This window comes from Paenibacillus sp. FSL H8-0079 (genome assembly GCF_037991315.1).
Taxonomy (GTDB): Bacteria; Bacillota; Bacilli; order Paenibacillales; family Paenibacillaceae; genus Paenibacillus.
Map to the genome: position 1 here is coordinate 713303 of NZ_CP150300.1, position 15647 is coordinate 728949.

Genomic DNA, 15647 nt, shown 5'->3' on the forward strand with positions numbered 1-15647 from the left:
TTTGAACCAACAAGACGGTTTTGTGTATTCAACTATGGTCGTACATTTGCGAAAATGACATTAACAAGTTTGTGAAAGCGTTATCAGTAACGGAGGGATAACTCGTTCACACAACCATATCAACATAAAAGGGGAGATTGACATGGTGAAAAAGGCAATATTCCTGATGATGGCTGCTTTGCTCGTGTTTACAGCGGCATGTAGCTCAGGTGGAGGAACTGAAGGAGCATCTGGAGATGACTCAGTTACCCTGCGGATCGCTTGGTGGGGCTCGGATGCAAGGCATGAATATACACAGAAGGTCATCGACCTGTACAAAACGAAAAACCCGAATGTCAAAATCGACGTGGAATATGCTTCATTTGATGACTACTGGAAAAAGCTCGCACCACAAGCAGCGGCAAATCAGTTGCCTGACATCGTTCAGATGGATATTTCCTACATCAGCCAATATGCACAGAATGGTCAACTTGAGGATCTAGCACCTTATCTGGGCAACCAGATCAAAGTGGACGATGTGTCCGAGAATGTTATCAGCACAGGTGTAATTAACGGTAAACAATACGGTGTACCTGCCGGTGTTAACGTTCTGGGCTTCCAGTATGATCCAGCGTTGCTTAAAACAGCAGGCGTGGATGCAATCCCTGACAATATGACTTGGGAATCGTACGAAGCACTGGGTAAACAAACCGCAGATAAAGGTCTGTATTTGGATGGAGGGATAGCTCCGGATATTTTCTTCCACTACTTCCTGCGTACCAAAGGATTGTCGCTTTACAATGCAGAAGGAACAGGTCTTGGCTATGATGATAATCAATTGTTTGTGGAGTTCTTCGGGCTCATGCGCCGCATGATCGAGCAGGGCGCAGCACCTACACCGGATGTAGCTAACCAAACCAAAGGCATTATTGAGGAATCGGATCTGGTGAAGGAAAAAGGAATTGGCGTATGGCAATGGTCCAACCAGTTCGTAGCCTTGCAACAAGTCGCGAACCGTCCACTCGAAATCGCTCCAATGCCAGGACCGGATATGGAAAAAGGACTTTATATGCAGCCAAGTATGTACTGGGGTGTGACGTCCAACTCCAAAGTGAAGGAAGAAGCAGCTAAATTCATCGATTTCTGGGTGAATGATGTGGAAGCCAACAAACTGATCAAAGGTGAGCGCGGTGTGCCAATCTCAGGAGCAATCAAAGAAGCCATCGCACCTGAGCTGAGTGATGCAACGAAACAGGTCTTTGAATTCGTAGCAGCGATGGAGCCTAAGGCTTCACCAATGAGCCCTCCGCCACCGGTTGGTTCACCTGAAGTAATCTCTTCCCTGGCAGATGTGGTTGAAGAATTGAACTTTGGCAAAATTACACCCGAACAGGCAGCAGAAACTTTCCGCAAGAACGCCGAATCTGTACTTGCGAACAATAAATAACAGTTGAATGATAGCTTGCTCGTCCCACTGCAGGGATGGTCGGGAAAGGGGCTACTCGCGAATGCGAGGGCCTTTCCCCGTCCAGATAACCCGAAGCAAGGATTGAGGCAGCAAGCTGATCCATGAAGGAGGTTCGTTCCATTGAGGCAGTATTCATCGCTACGTAGAAACTTAACCGGATATGCGTTCATCAGCCCGTTTATTATTGGATTCCTGGGCTTCACGCTCATCCCCATGTTTGTTTCCCTGTATATGTCGTTCACGAGTTATAACTTGTTCACTTCTCCGCGGTGGATTGGGCTCGATAACTACACCAAAATGTTTTTTGATGACCCGAAATACTGGAATTCGGTCAGAGTGACGTTTCTGTATGTATTCATTGGGGTACCGTTAAGATTGATCTTTGCTCTCTTCGTAGCGATGGTCCTGAACACTGGCTCTCGTATGATTGGAACGTACCGGACACTGTACTACCTGCCATCCATTATCGGTGGTAGTGTGGCCGTATCCATTATGTGGCGTAACCTTTTCAGTAATGAGGGTGTTGTTAACAGCGCACTAACGGCAATCGGGATTGGGCCTATAAGCTGGTTCGGTGACCCAAATGCGTCCCTCGTTATGCTTATCTCTCTGTCTGTGTGGCAGTTCGGTTCGTCCATGCTGATCTTCCTCGCTGGTCTCAAAAATATCCCGACTGAGATGTACGAGGCAGCAGGTGTAGATGGTGCGAATCCTATTCGAAAATTTTTCAGCATTACCTTGCCGCTCCTTAGCCCGATCGTTCTATTCAATATGATTATGCAAACGATTGGTGCATTCATGACGTTCGTACCAGCCTACATTATCTCCAAAGGAGAAGGCGGTCCAATGGATGGTACGATGCTGTACTCCCTGTATCTGTTCCGTCAGGCATTTATGTTTAACAACATGGGTTATGCTTCGGCCATGGCCTGGATCATGCTTCTTATGATTGGTGGACTTACAGTAGCAGTATTCTTAACATCCAAGTACTGGGTGTTCTACGAATCTGAAGGAGGGAAGTAACGATGGTTTGGAGAAATGTAAAATGGCCCATTTATCACCTGTTCGTTGCAGCGCTTGCCCTCCTGATGTTGTATCCCGTACTCTGGATGCTCTTCAGTTCATTCAAGGAAAGTCGTACGATATTCGTCACTGCCGATACCCTGTTCCCTACCGAGTGGATTTGGAGTAACTATGTGGATGGTTGGAAAGGTACCGCTGGAAGACCGTTTATGGATTACATCACCAATTCACTTGTTATCGTAATTATTTCGACCATCGGTGCCGTGATATCGTCATCGCTGATCGCTTTCGGATTTGCCAGACTTAACTTCAAGGGACGTACATTCTGGTTCTCCTTGATGATGTTAACACTGATGTTGCCACATGACGTGGTATTGGTTCCTCAATACATTATCTTCACGAAGCTGGGTTGGCTAAATACGATTCTGCCAATCGTTGTCCCTACATTCTTCGGAATGCCATTCTTCATCTTCCTGATGGTACAGTTCATTCGAACGATTCCGAAGGAGTTGGATGAGGCTGCGACCATCGACGGATGTAACAAATTCAGACTGTATATTCAGATTATTATGCCACTGATCAAGTCTTCTCTGGCGACTGCAGCCATCTTCTCCTTCTACTGGAGATGGGAGGATCTGCTCGGTCCGGTATTGTACCTGAACTCACCTGATAAATACACCGTGTCGATGGCGCTGAAAATGTTCCTGGATAGCGAATCTGCTTCCAACTGGGGCGCGATGTTCGCCATGTCCATCGTCAGTCTGGTTCCGGTTGTAGCTGTGTTCTTCATCTTCCAGAAACAGATTGTTCAAGGAATGAGCACCAGTGGATTGAAAGGATAAGCAGGATTCAATGCATCTTCATATCTTTGCCCGAATGAACGTTACGAAAGTTAAACAAGGAGGTTGTCGCTTTTGAATAAAGCTCAGGGTAGTCAGGCCGTTGCCATGGAGGCAGCGGCAGAGGGCCAGGCAGTGTCCGTGACCAGCTGGAAGTTTAACTTTGGACCGGACTCGGGAAGAGAAGAAGAGACAGGAGATTATCTGAATGTGACTGCAACAACCACATATGAGGACCGTGGAGGGTATGGATTCGAAGCTGGTTCTCTAGTGTATGAAAAACAACGCATTAGTGATGACGATGTGTCTTATTCCACGAAACAAACTCAGAGCAATCAGGGGCAGACGACCATGTCTGCCCGATTGCGTTCAAGCTTCTGTATTCCGCTCAAAGCATCGTTCATCGTAGATCTTCCCGATGGAACCTACCAAGTATTACTCGTTGCAGGGGATGAATTGGCTGAGACAGTGACCCGCGTGAAAGCTGGTGAAGGCAGGCTTGTACTGCCAACCATTCGCACACTTCCCGGACAATACGCAGAGGTTAGATTCTCGGTGGTTGTTCGCGGCGGCAGACTTCGTCTGTCATTTTCCGGTCCTGCACCTAGAATTAATGCTTTGGAGGTTACTCTTGCGAATCAGACCATGACCGTATTCCTTGCCGGGGATTCAACTGTAACGGATCAGCCGGAAAGTGGGTATCCGTATTGTGGTTGGGGCCAGCTGTTGCCTGCACAGTTCAAACATGATGTGGTAGTAGATAATCACGCCCAGTCAGGCCGAAGTTCCCGCAGTTTTATCAATGAAGGCAGACTCAGCGCCATTATGGAGCAGATCAAGCCCGAAGATTTTTTGTTTATTCAATTTGGACATAACGATGAGAAGCCGGACCCTGAACGTGGGACCGACCCATTCACAACATATAAGGAATATTTGAAAGAGTATATCGATGCTGCCCGCGAGGCCAAGGCTCGTCCAGTGCTCGTGACCCCGGTGCATCGGCGCTATTTCGCGGACGACGGCACATTGAATGATACCCATGGCGATTATATCATCGCCGTGCGTGAGCTGGCGCAAGAGGAAGATGTTCCATTGATCGATCTGGCTGAGCGCAGCCGTCTTCTGTTCGAGCAGGCGGGCGTGGAAGGCACCAAGGACGACTTTATGTGGGTGCTACCAGGCGAGTATGTGAACTTCCCGTCAGGAGTGGAGGATAACACACACTTTCAGGAGCGCGGCGCCTCACGCCTTGCCCAGCAGGTGGCAGTAGCCATCCGCGAGTTACAATTGCAACCGCTGCAAATGTATCTGCGGTAGGAGAGTAATCGTAGAAGTTGAACAGGACTTGATTTTACTACTCTAGGAGATAACTTACCGCAGGATTTTAAGTCCTGTGCGTCTGTATTTACGCGAAGCGAGTTAAACGAATTAACGAGCCAGCAAAGTTGCCCAGCGAGTAGCGAAGGCAATAATCTTTTAAATCATTCCGGCGAGCGTTGCAGCGAAGGAGGGCGGAATCGGGTAGAGGGAGCGAAGTGTCCGCCTTTGGAGTGGGATTTCCCCTGCTGAGGGGGAATGAATAGAAATCCCGAGCCAACAGCGGCCCACGGCCCGATCCGCCCGCCGAAGCGACTGCATCGCGAGCCGCCCCCACGTTTTTAATTTAATTATTGGAGGATATACTCAAATGACATTGGACCCGACCAAACAAGGTACTTCAGCCCATCAGACGGCTCCAGCAGCTACAGGTCACACCTATTGGGTGATTCCGGATGGCTATATCCCGCCGAAGAGTAGCGGCACACTGGAGAGTCATGAGAGCATCTGCGTATTAAACACAGGTGCAACAGATGCGGAGCTGCACATCACGATCTATTTTGAAGATAGAGATCCACTTGAAGATATCGTCGCTGAAGTGCCAGCAAGAAGGACCAAACATATTCGTACCGCATCGCTCCGATCCGGAGAGCAGTCTATCCCGTCAGGCGTACCTTATGCCATCACTGTTTCGAGCAACATCCCTGTCATCATCCAGTACAGCCGCTTGGACACGACCCAGCCTGAATTGGCGTTAATGAGCGTAATTGCTTTTCCCATCGCATAGATGACAGTAGCAAATATGAATGCAAATAGACGGTTCCAGCCCTGAGTGATCCGGGCAACGGAGCCGTCTTTACTTTTCTGAGGATGGATTGTATTTGTAGGTATTCGCATTAAGAATGTTCACTTGAACGTCCACGGTTCCAAGCTTGAACTGTTCTAGTGGGTTATTGCGGTTGTTGGCATGGTCAGCCCATAACTTATGGTTGTATCGATACAAGTGTTCGACCAGACCATAGGTGTCGATTTTCATGGATTGTGTTTGTTGAAAAGTACTGCGAATCTCGTTCTGTATTTGCCGCTCCGCTTCTTGTTCCATTGTACGGGTAGGCCGTGGTGTACCATGATCTTCAATGATGGTGCCCTTTACCGTCGTAGTTAGGTCAAACCGTACTCCATTCCCGTCTTTCCTGGCTCGCATGATCGTGCGTGGGTTGCGAAGCATAAGAGATAGACGGGGTACCTTTTCATTATCCTGATGAACGTATAGAGGATACTGATAGACTTTGTCATAGTTAACGTACCTTGCTCCAGTGGCCTTCTCGGCATCCACTTTCCCTTGATTTTCCCCACTGGTGATGACATAGAATCCATTCATCTGAACAAGTGGAGGCTTCTTATCCTGATAGGTCCATGTACGATTGATATTGGTAACCGATGGGACAAGAATCGTCGAGGCAGGCTCGCGAAATCCATCCAGCAACTGATGCAACCGAATGGGTTCGAACGCAGAATATTGCCTGTACAGCTTCATGGGCTCAAACAATTCAATGGTCTGTGCGGACTGATTCAGGAGAGCGGAGGAAGAGAGCAGATCCTTCATATCGTCTTCTGTCCCATAGATCCAAGGGGTGTAACGAAGCTGGCCGGAATGCAGGAGGGTGTCGAAGATATCTTGTAAATGTCCATCCATTGCATTTTGAGTTAATACGATTGCTTTCACATGTGTCCACAAGGTCTGCTGCTGCGAGCTGCGATACAAGTCATTTACCGCCATATTTAAGGTTATGCCTTCACCCTGGCCGATCCAGATGTCACTTTCTTCCCTGGGCGTAGGCCCTTCCTGTTTGGCAATGCTCGAAAAATCAATCATTTGCGCATAGGCCACATAGTGGTCCTTCACATAATCAATGCCCAGGGCCGTGATGAAGTTAATACTTTGCACTTCCTTCGAATCCCAACATCCTGACAGTAGAAAGGTCAGCGTACAGGCGATCAGAGTCAGTCCAATTTTTTTGCTCCAGTATACTACTGTTATAGAGCACTTCATGAGTCTCCCCCTCTTCGAGTGGAGTCCTGCGTATGAAGGGCGGTTGGTCGTTTTTTGCGACGTGTGGAAGGCAACATGGACACCGAATGGGAGAAATCTCCCCGAATGAATGGGGACACGGGCGACAGATAGGACACACCATAACATTCCAGAGAAACCAGATGCACAATTAGCGCGAATAGCCCAATCATGAACCCGTATAATCCGAGAACAGAAGAGGCCAGAAGCATATAGATTCGAATCTGGGAGGTAACGCCACTTAGAACGGAGTTCACCAGGATGTAGCTGGAGATCACGGAGATCGCAACAGTCACAATAATGGTCGGAGATGTAATACCTGCGCGGATGGCAGCGTCCCCGATAATTAGCCCCCCAACAACGCTGACCGTCTGGCCTAAAGCCCTGGGGAGCCTACGTCCCGCTTCGTTAAACAATTCGAACATGAAGATCATCAGAAAAGCTTCCAGCGTAACTGGCATAGGCAGACCGATTCGGGTGCCTGCGATGGTTGCCAAGAGAGGCAGGGGAATCTGTTCCACATTGAAGCTGGTTAATCCAATATAGAAGGCCGGAAAAAAACAGGCAATAAACAATCCGGCGATTCGCAGAATACGTTCAAAGGTGACGATAAAGAAAGGGGTACTTTCATCCTCCGGTGACTTGAGTTGGTTAAATAAAGTGGTGGGTGCGATGGTAGCGATCGGAGACCCGTCAAACAAGACGGCAAAGCGTCCGTTAAGCAGAGAATCTACCACATAGTCCGGACGTTCCGTGCTGTCCGTTAGTGGGAAAATACTTTTCATTTCACCCATAATACTTCTCTCCATCAGAGACGTTCCGATCACGCCATCAATGTCGATCTGATCCAGATTTTTACGGGCTTCGCTCAGAATGTCGGGGTTAATGATGTCATCAATGTACAATAACGCAATAGACGTTTGGGTTCGTTTTCCTTTCACAAACTTTTCGTAACACATCGAGTCGGTCTTCATTCGTTTGCGGATCAGTGCGATATTGGTGCTGAGTTCTTCGGTGAACCCGTCACGGGGGCCTTTCACGGAGGTTTCGATCGCCGATTCTTCCGGTGAACGGCCCGGGATTGAGGCGATATCCATGCTGTAGGCGGCATCACCTTTACCGAAGAACAATATGAGTTGTCCGCTGAACAGGAGATGATTGATATTGGGTATATCTGTAATATCCTGAATTGGATTCAATGCGAGCCTTAGTTCAGAAGGCAAGGGGATATTGGCAGTTATCTCAGTTTGTTCAAGACGCGGTACGATGAACTTGTTGATCTGCTGAATGTCGGTCAGACCTTCGCAATATAACATGATAACAGGCACAATCGGATGATGATTACCAACGGAGTAGGATTGGACAACAACGTCGGCACAAGGCTGGAACATCTGCTGTAGTGAGATAAGCAGTGCTTCATGGGACTCTAGGTTAATCCGTGTGTGCTCCATGATGTTTCCTCCTCTGAGAGCGCGAACTGAACCAGGCAACAACCGTTGCGATGACACCAAGGCTGCCCAGATATAACACATTCAACGGGAAAATATAATGTACCAGCATTAATTCAAAAGTAATATCATCCATAGGATATAACATCATCATAATGAACAGGACTGTTAGTGCCCCGCAGGCAGCTTGTCTTCTAATGGCGGTTTTAATATTCCAAATCTCAACCACAATATACATGGCGAGGGAAATCCGTGTAAAAGAGCCTGCTAGCCACTGGTAGATGGAAAAAAAGTCAGTCTGTGCAATGTATTTGCCCAAGGAAGCAATTCTCCACTCCTCATAAGCCGGATAACGCATTTTGGCTGCTTCAAACGGATCAAATTCAACAATCGCCCCAATTAATGGACCCAGTGTTAATCCAATCATGATGAATGCAAGCAGCAGATACTGCCATAATCGAATACGAGAGCTCAGATGAGGCTGAATAAACCAGATGAACAGCAGTTCGAACATCCCGGCCAGACTATAGAGTGTACCTTCAAAAACGGGTGTCCATCCATGTTCAAGCACAGGTAACAATCGGCTGTAGTCCTTGTACTGTATATTTACAATGGCGACATAAAAGCCAAGCAGTACAACAACAGGTAACAACAATCCTGCTGTGAAAGCCAGTGATCGCATGCCTTTATAGGCGGTATATCCACATACCGCCATCAAGGCTATACTTGTCGCGATGACTGGCGTGTCAGGCAAATAATTTGTTTTGGCCCATGTGGTTGTATCAAACAAGGTGAAATAGATGACAGATAAAAAGAAGAGGCTGTTGCCAATACGGAAGAGCATTCCGATTGGTTTGCCCAGATGTGTGGTCAGCCAATTATTTAGCGTCTGGTGCTGAAGCTGTCGGGAGACATAAGCAAGCATGAGGGTGAACAGCAGAAAAGGACCTGCAGACACCAGAATCGATATCCATGCATCCCGCTTGGCCGTAGCCAGCAGGGCAGGGATAATCAACACGTGACTGATCAGGCCCATGGTTAGCATAATGAGCATTAAAGCTTGCAAAAATGAAGGTTTGGTAGGTTTCATGCTGAGGGGAACCTCTCTCTCCCTTATGGTCTGTTCTCAGCAGTGTTAACGTGATGAAGTCTTATCATACTGTTAGTAGAAATAACGAAACAAAGAAAATATTTCCATAAAGGATCACGCTTTTATCCCATTGACCAGCCTATGTTTCCTCCCGCTCATATTGGTGCCAAGTACACCGGCGATGATCAGTAATGCTCCGATAAAGTGATAGCCACTAACAGGTTCGTTCAGTATCCATGCACCCCCTACGATGGAGATGAGTGTGGACAGATTGCTGAATACACTCATTTGAGAAGCCTCCAGATGGGTCAGGGCATAGCTAGCGAGCAGGGTGGAGATCATGGTGGATAGGATCGCCAGATAAGCGAGTGCACCCAGATAGGATGCATCACCAAGTGGTTTGATGTAGTCCATCATGGAACCGCTGGACGCATGTCGGATCAGGGAAGCGGCGTTAAACACAATACAGCCAACCATCAGTGTGACCCATGTTAATTCCATCGGTTTATACTTCTGGGCTAATGGTCTCGCAAGCACACCATAACCTGCAAAACAAACTGTGGATAGCAGCAATAATGCAATGCCCTTCAGGTTACCCACTGACATGACACTTCCTTGCATCATGAAAATAAAAACCACTCCAGCGACAGACAGAAGCAGGAACAGCTTCTGCATCGTGGATGTGCGTTCCTTCAGGAAGACTGAAGCGAGAACGAGTGTGAATACAGGAGCCATAGCCTGAATAATACCGGCTTCCGATGAGTTGGAAGATACGAGTCCAAAGGCTTGAAAGGCAAAAAATAAAACGGGAGATAGCAGCCCCAGTGGAATAATTCGCCACAGATCACGAAGGCTCAGTCGTATTTTGATCCAGCCAAAAATGACAGGAATGCTGACAACGATCAGCGACAGGGCGAATCGGTGGGCAAGCACATCAATCGGATGTGCAACAGTGACGGTCATTTTAACAAATAGAAAAGATAGACCTATAATAGCCGCGTATAGAATAGCTGCGATATAAGCGTATCCCCTAGTGTGTGTTGTGTTCATGAATGCTCCTCCAATACAGTAGTCATAGCGTTTTATCTTTTATTATCTTGAAATATGTCAGGTTCGAGGCACATGCTGGCCTTATTCAATATACTGCCGGGTGCATCGTGCTACAATAGATAAAAGGTTGAACTGTATCGGTACAGTTGTTGGAGAGGGATGGGTGCATTGAGAAAATACGAAGTGATTGCCGAAGCATTAAAGCGGTGGATTCAGGAACAGATGCAGCAGCAGGATCGTCGCCAGTGGGCAGATAAGGGCATTCGACTGCCAGCAGTTCGAGTTGTAGCAGAACAATATCAATGCAGTGTAAGTACGGCGATTCGTGCATATGAGTGGCTGGAGCAGCGGCATTTGGTGTATGCCATACCTCAATCTGGCTATTATGCTGTACAGAACGGGACAGGTGCTCGGGACATGGACTGGCAGGGAGCATTGGACTTCGCTTCGGCTGCTCCCGATCCAAGGGTGTTCCCTTATGCAGACTTTCGTCATTGTGTGGATCAGGCGATGGAGAAGAAGCAGGCAGAGTTATTCATGTATGGAACGGATCAGGGATTACCTTCGCTTATTCTGCTGTTGCAGAAGCAGTTTGCGGATTATCAGGTGTTTGCGAGAACGGAGCAGTTCTTTATCACATCAGGTGTGCAACAGGCACTGGCTGTACTTGCATTGATGCCTTTTCCCAATGGAAAGAGAAAAGTATTGGTGGAACTACCGACCTATCACAATATGCCCTCCCTGCTGAGTGGGTTGAATGTGCCGATTGCCGGTGTGAGACGTGCCCTGGATGGACTGGACTGGGCCTCGCTTGAACGTCAGTTTGCTGAGGGAGATATCAAGTTTTTTTATGTCATGCCACGTTTTCACAATCCGATTGGCACTTCGTTAACGGTTGCTGAGAAGAAGAGACTAATCCGGCTAGCACAGCGGTACGATGTCTATCTGGTGGAGGACGATTATTTGGCCGATCTGGAGGACAACACGAAACAGGACCCGCTATGGTCTTATGATACGGAAGGTCGGGTCATCTATCTGAAGAGTTACTCCAAAATTTTGTTTCCAGGCTTACGCATTGGTGTAGCTGTTCTGCCCGCACCTTTAATCCAGTCCTTTGGTGCGTACAAAAAAATGATCGATATCGACACTTCCGTCCTGTCTCAAGCTGCTCTCGAAATCTATGTGCACAGCGGTATGTTTGCCCATCACAGGAAAGTGATCCGTAACCGGTATGCTACCCGGATGAACACGGTGCATGAGCAACTGGACTCATATCCAGATTTTGCTCCATTTATGGAGGCTCCTCGAACAGGAGGAGAGCATACCATATTGCCTTTGGCGGGTGATATGCCGCTTCGTGTTCTGGTGTCCCGGCTCAAAAAGCGCGGAGTCATCGTTGATACGACTGAACGGTATTATCCGGAGGGAACATATCAGGCGAATCAGGATCAGATGCTGCGCTTGAACATCTCCAATGTGCCGAAGCAGCGAATCGAAGAAGGAATACAGAAGATCCGGGAGGAAATTTTGAAACTTCAGATTAGGCAGAGATAACGTGAAGAATCGCAGTGTTGTCCGTAAATAACAAAAGGCGTCCACACAAGTTAATCACTTGTTGGACGCCTTTTCCATGAGTTGCTATCCATCAATCATACAGCTTGTACGCTACATGTGAATGAAATTAATCCGATTTATTCCTGAGCCATTGCCTTGAAGGAAGCTTCTGCGGCTTCCAAAGTAGCTTGAACATCCTCGTCTGTATGAGCCGTGGTCAGGAACCATGCTTCATATTTGGACGGAGCGAGGTTAATGCCACGGTCCAGCATGTGACGGAAGAAGGAAGCAAACAGCTCTCCATCCGTGTCTTGAGCATGATCGTAGTTCGTAACTGGGTGGTCACAGAAGTGGGTGGAGAATGCACCACGAATCCGGTTGATCGTTAGTGCAATGCCATGACGGTCAGCAGAAGCTTGCAGGCCTGCTGTCAGGTCGATAGCAAGACGTTCCATCTCTTCATATACACCCGCACTTTGCAGGACCTCCAGACAAGCGATACCAGCCGAGATGGATGCAGGATTACCAGCCATCGTTCCCGCCTGATAAGCCGGGCCGAGCGGAGCAACCTGCTCCATAACGTGTTTACGGCCGCCGTAAGCACCGATTGGCAGGCCGCCACCAATAATTTTACCAAGAGCCGTCAGATCCGGTTCAATCTCTGCATGATTATCGAGTCCGGCATACGTCTGAGTAGAACCGTAATGGAAACGGAAAGCCGTAATGACCTCGTCATAGATAACCAGTGAACCGTTAGCCCGTGTCATGGCACAGAGGCCTTCCAGGAAGCCAGGCTCCGGCATAACCATACCGAAGTTACCAACGATGGGTTCAACCATGACCGCGGCAACATCATCACCCCACCGCTCCAAAGCATCTTTCAGGGCTTCCAGGTCATTGTAAGGCACAGTAATGACTTCTTGTGCAATACTGGCTGGAACTCCCGCACTGTCGGGAATACCGAGCGTGGACGGGCCTGAACCGGCAGCTACAAGCACCAGATCGGAGTGACCATGGTAACATCCGGCGAATTTTACGATCTTGTTGCGTTTGGTGTAGGCACGAGCGACCCGAATTGTAGTCATAACCGCCTCTGTACCGGAGTTTACAAAACGAACTTTATCCATGGAAGGAATAGCTTCCTTCAGCATTTTGGCAAGCTTGATCTCAAGCTCTGTCGGGGTACCGTACAGCACGCCATTTGCTGCTGCTTCCGTAATTGCCTGTGTAATATGAGGGTGGGCATGTCCTGTAACAATCGGACCGTAAGCGGCCAGATAATCAATATAATGGTTGTCATCGACATCCCAGAAGTGAGCGCCTTGGGCTTTTTTCATAAATACAGGTGCACCGCCACCAACGGCTTTGAACGAGCGTGAAGGGCTGTTAACACCCCCAACAATATGTTCGAGTGCTTCTGCGTATAAAAGTTCGGAACGGGAACGTGATGTATTCATAAGATAACTTCCTTTCGTAATTCAAAATATAATAAAATAACAAGCTACAGAAAGATATGATGATTTTCTCATAAAGATATAGCCGGGCACAACGAGAGGGCAGCGTAATGGCTGCCCTCTGCATGTTTACATTACTGAGCCGGTTGCTCTGACTTTTGATCGTCACCACTGGCTGTTTTATCTTCGGTGCTGGTCGTACTATCATCCGTTGTAGCAGGTGGATGAATAATATCCTGAATATGCTGCTTCAGCTTCTCTTCATTTGTAACCGTCAATACTTGTGCTCCGCCTGCTGTACGTTCTTCTTTCAACAGGTTCATTGGCGGAATTTGCTCACTGCCATTCATGCTGCTTTGGTATCCAAGTCCACCGAGCTTCCACATATCAGAAAGCGTGAGATTCGTATCCACATACGGATTGACCTGTTCCAGAATGGCAGGCAGCTTGGCAATGGTAGTCGTTGACTGCATTTTCGCCGTTACAGCTTTCAGCAATTCACGCTGACGTTCGGAACGAGCAAAATCCGACATCGCATCATGACGGAAACGAACGTACATGAGCGCAGTCTCGCCATCCAGATGCTGATACCCTTTTTTGAGATCAATATCGTATTCATTATTGTCTGCTTTACTTGTATAGTGCATGTCCTTCTCCACATCAAAATCGACACCGCCAACGGCATCCACCAATTTGATGAATCCTTGGAAATCCGTATACACATAATACTGTACAGGAATGCCAAGCAGGTCACCGGCAGCTTGCATTGCTGCGTTAGGGCCATGGGTGATGGCTGTGTTGATCCGCTCCTTGCCATACCCGTCAATATCGACGTATGTGTCGCGCAGAATGGAGAACAGATTAATTTTTTTGGTAAGGGGGTCAAGCGATACGACCATCATGCTGTCGGAGCGGGGAACTTCGCCTTTTTTCAATCCACGTGCATCGACACCCATAACGAGAATATTTACCGTTTCTGTGCCTTCCCATTTTGGTGGGTCAGGAGTATTTACTTTCTCCACATTTTCGATACCTGCGAAGGGTGAATCGTCACCGTCCTTTGCCAAACCGTCCAACTGATTGAGAATAGAACCGAAATAGTATGCCGCTGCTCCTCCGATAATTAACACGAAGGCGGCAAGAGAAATCCAGATGGTTCTCTTCGTCTTTCTGGTCATGCTAGCTCTCCTTTGTATTTGAGATGAAATAAAAAACGAGTTCGGGTATTGCTGAATTTTGACTGATACCATTATAATTTCTTTTTGGGCTACAAGCAATTTCAACAAAATCCAAGTGAGGTATAATCATGCTGGCGATTGATGTCAAAGATTTGCGCAAGTCGTTTAGCGTCCAGAAAAGCCGAGGTGGGCTGAAGGGCGCATTCCAAGACCTGTTTGCACGTCAATACCAGGAGGTATTGGCTGTAAATGATATTTCATTTCAGATTCCGCAAGGCGAAATATGCGGATATATTGGGGAGAACGGTGCCGGTAAATCAACAACAATTAAGATGTTGACCGGCATTTTGGTGCCTACTTCAGGGCAAATATCGGTTGGTGGATATGTTCCGTATCAGGAACGGGAGAAGTTTGTACAGAATATTGGTGTTGTTTTTGGTCAGCGCAGTCAATTGTGGTGGGATATTGGCGTTATTGAATCCTTCCATTTATTGCGCAAAGTATATCGTGTAGGAGAGGCTGATTTCCGCAAACGTCTGGATGAACTGGTTGAGCGGCTGCAGCTGCAGGACCTGTTAAGCCGTCCGGTACGTAAGCTCAGTCTCGGTCAGCGCATGCGCTGTGAGTTGGTGGCAGCCTTGTTGCATAACCCGAGTATTGTTTTCCTGGACGAGCCAACCATTGGCTTGGATATTGTCGTGAAGTCGGAGATTCGAGATTTCCTGAAAGACATGAACAAGGAGCATGGAACGACTATTTTGCTCACAACCCATGATTTGCAGGACATTGAGGCCTTGTGTTCCCGGGTCATCATGCTTGATGCAGGCAACATCATCTATGATGGGGGTCTGGATCATCTGAAGTCCCAATGGGGCAAAGAACGGGAAATCCGCTTCAAATTCGGTTCAGCGCACAACATTAGTCAGATGCAGGAATGGACTGCGGCATTGCCTGTACGTTGGACGGTTGAGAATGAATTGTCCGCATCCGTATGGATTCCGCTGGAACTGAACGTTTCGGATGTACTCGGACGTGTCGTTGGACAAGCTGATATTACCGATATTCAGATTATCGAGATCAACACGGATGAGATTGTGCGCAGTATATACCAATCCGGTTCCGCAGAGCGTCCCGAGATTGTGGGAGCAGGGAAAGAAGCGGTGGGTGTATCCTGAG

The 15647-nt window shown here is 47.8% G+C and carries 13 protein-coding genes; 7 read left to right on the plus strand and 6 right to left on the minus strand.

Annotation, left to right across the window (positions count from 1 at the left end):
- Window positions 1-142 precede the first annotated feature (142 nt).
- The 5 genes from MHI06_RS03330 (at window position 143) to MHI06_RS03350 (ending at window position 5413) form a co-directional block, all read left to right on the plus strand.
- Entirely contained in the window at window positions 143-1426 is a 1284-nt protein-coding gene (locus MHI06_RS03330; RefSeq protein WP_169482736.1) for a sugar ABC transporter substrate-binding protein, read from the plus strand.
- A gap of 141 nt (window positions 1427-1567) precedes the next feature.
- A complete protein-coding gene (locus tag MHI06_RS03335) occupies window positions 1568-2470 on the plus strand; it encodes a sugar ABC transporter permease (protein ID WP_169482735.1) in 903 nt (300 codons plus the stop codon).
- A gap of 2 nt (window positions 2471-2472) precedes the next feature.
- Window positions 2473-3312, plus strand: a complete 840-nt coding sequence (locus MHI06_RS03340) for a carbohydrate ABC transporter permease (RefSeq protein WP_169482734.1) — start codon at window positions 2473-2475, stop codon at window positions 3310-3312.
- A 72-nt stretch (window positions 3313-3384) separates the two neighbouring features.
- Window positions 3385-4626 (plus strand): rhamnogalacturonan acetylesterase, encoded by a 1242-nt coding sequence (locus MHI06_RS03345; protein WP_340400408.1) that lies wholly within the window; start codon window positions 3385-3387, stop codon window positions 4624-4626.
- Window positions 4627-4996: 370 nt separating this feature from the next.
- Complete coding sequence (locus MHI06_RS03350) at window positions 4997-5413, plus strand: sensory rhodopsin transducer (RefSeq protein WP_340400410.1); 417 nt, start codon at window positions 4997-4999, stop codon at window positions 5411-5413.
- Window positions 5414-5482: 69 nt separating this feature from the next.
- On the opposite strand, the gene MHI06_RS03355 is transcribed toward MHI06_RS03350, so the two are convergent.
- The 4 genes from MHI06_RS03355 to MHI06_RS03370 all read right to left on the minus strand — a co-directional run bounded on the left by MHI06_RS03355 (window position 5483) and on the right by MHI06_RS03370 (window position 10285).
- Window positions 5483-6679: a Ger(x)C family spore germination protein gene (locus MHI06_RS03355; RefSeq protein WP_340400411.1), complete on the minus strand. Its 1197-nt coding sequence runs from the start codon at window positions 6677-6679 to the stop codon at window positions 5483-5485.
- Window positions 6676-8148, minus strand: a complete 1473-nt coding sequence (locus MHI06_RS03360; protein ID WP_340400412.1) for a spore germination protein — start codon at window positions 8146-8148, stop codon at window positions 6676-6678. Before MHI06_RS03360 ends, MHI06_RS03355 begins: the two co-directional genes overlap by 4 nt.
- Entirely contained in the window at window positions 8129-9235 is a 1107-nt protein-coding gene (locus MHI06_RS03365) for an endospore germination permease (RefSeq protein WP_340400413.1), read from the minus strand. The genes MHI06_RS03360 and MHI06_RS03365 overlap by 20 nt, the downstream gene beginning before the upstream one ends.
- Before the next feature lie 114 nt (window positions 9236-9349).
- Window positions 9350-10285, minus strand: coding sequence for a DMT family transporter (locus MHI06_RS03370; protein ID WP_340400415.1), 936 nt, complete (start codon window positions 10283-10285; stop codon window positions 9350-9352).
- 159 nt (window positions 10286-10444) lie between these two features.
- On the opposite strand from MHI06_RS03370, the gene MHI06_RS03375 reads away from it, so the two are divergent.
- The gene (locus MHI06_RS03375; protein WP_340400417.1) at window positions 10445-11839 is read left to right on the plus strand and encodes a PLP-dependent aminotransferase family protein; all 1395 of its coding nucleotides are present in this window, start codon (window positions 10445-10447) and stop codon (window positions 11837-11839) included.
- 137 nt (window positions 11840-11976) lie between these two features.
- On the opposite strand, the gene MHI06_RS03380 is transcribed toward MHI06_RS03375, so the two are convergent.
- A complete protein-coding gene (locus tag MHI06_RS03380; RefSeq protein ID WP_340400418.1) occupies window positions 11977-13296 on the minus strand; it encodes a glutamate-1-semialdehyde 2,1-aminomutase in 1320 nt (439 codons plus the stop codon).
- Window positions 13297-13427: 131 nt separating this feature from the next.
- Window positions 13428-14471: an LCP family protein gene (locus MHI06_RS03385; RefSeq protein WP_340400419.1), complete on the minus strand. Its 1044-nt coding sequence runs from the start codon at window positions 14469-14471 to the stop codon at window positions 13428-13430.
- A gap of 128 nt (window positions 14472-14599) precedes the next feature.
- Between MHI06_RS03385 and MHI06_RS03390 the strand changes: the two genes are divergently transcribed.
- On the plus strand, window positions 14600-15646 hold the full coding sequence (locus MHI06_RS03390) for an ABC transporter ATP-binding protein (RefSeq protein ID WP_062837593.1): 1047 nt from the start codon (window positions 14600-14602) through the stop codon (window positions 15644-15646).
- Window position 15647 lies beyond the last annotated feature (1 nt).

Bases quoted from the DNA above. Each gene is read 5' to 3' on its own strand.
- MHI06_RS03330 (WP_169482736.1), top strand. From the start codon at position 143: ATGGTGAAAAAGGCAATATTCCTGATGATGGCTGCTTTGCTCGTGTTT.
- MHI06_RS03340 (WP_169482734.1), top strand. From the start codon at position 2,473: ATGGTTTGGAGAAATGTAAAATGGCCCATTTATCACCTGTTCGTTGCA.
- MHI06_RS03350 (WP_340400410.1), top strand. From the start codon at position 4,997: ATGACATTGGACCCGACCAAACAAGGTACTTCAGCCCATCAGACGGCT.
- MHI06_RS03355 (WP_340400411.1), bottom strand. From the start codon at position 6,679: ATGAAGTGCTCTATAACAGTAGTATACTGGAGCAAAAAAATTGGACTG.
- MHI06_RS03360 (WP_340400412.1), bottom strand. From the start codon at position 8,148: ATGGAGCACACACGGATTAACCTAGAGTCCCATGAAGCACTGCTTATC.
- MHI06_RS03365 (WP_340400413.1), bottom strand. From the start codon at position 9,235: ATGAAACCTACCAAACCTTCATTTTTGCAAGCTTTAATGCTCATTATG.
- MHI06_RS03370 (WP_340400415.1), bottom strand. From the start codon at position 10,285: ATGAACACAACACACACTAGGGGATACGCTTATATCGCAGCTATTCTA.
- MHI06_RS03375 (WP_340400417.1), top strand. From the start codon at position 10,445: ATGGGTGCATTGAGAAAATACGAAGTGATTGCCGAAGCATTAAAGCGG.
- MHI06_RS03380 (WP_340400418.1), bottom strand. From the start codon at position 13,296: ATGAATACATCACGTTCCCGTTCCGAACTTTTATACGCAGAAGCACTC.
- MHI06_RS03385 (WP_340400419.1), bottom strand. From the start codon at position 14,471: ATGACCAGAAAGACGAAGAGAACCATCTGGATTTCTCTTGCCGCCTTC.
- MHI06_RS03390 (WP_062837593.1), top strand. From the start codon at position 14,600: ATGCTGGCGATTGATGTCAAAGATTTGCGCAAGTCGTTTAGCGTCCAG.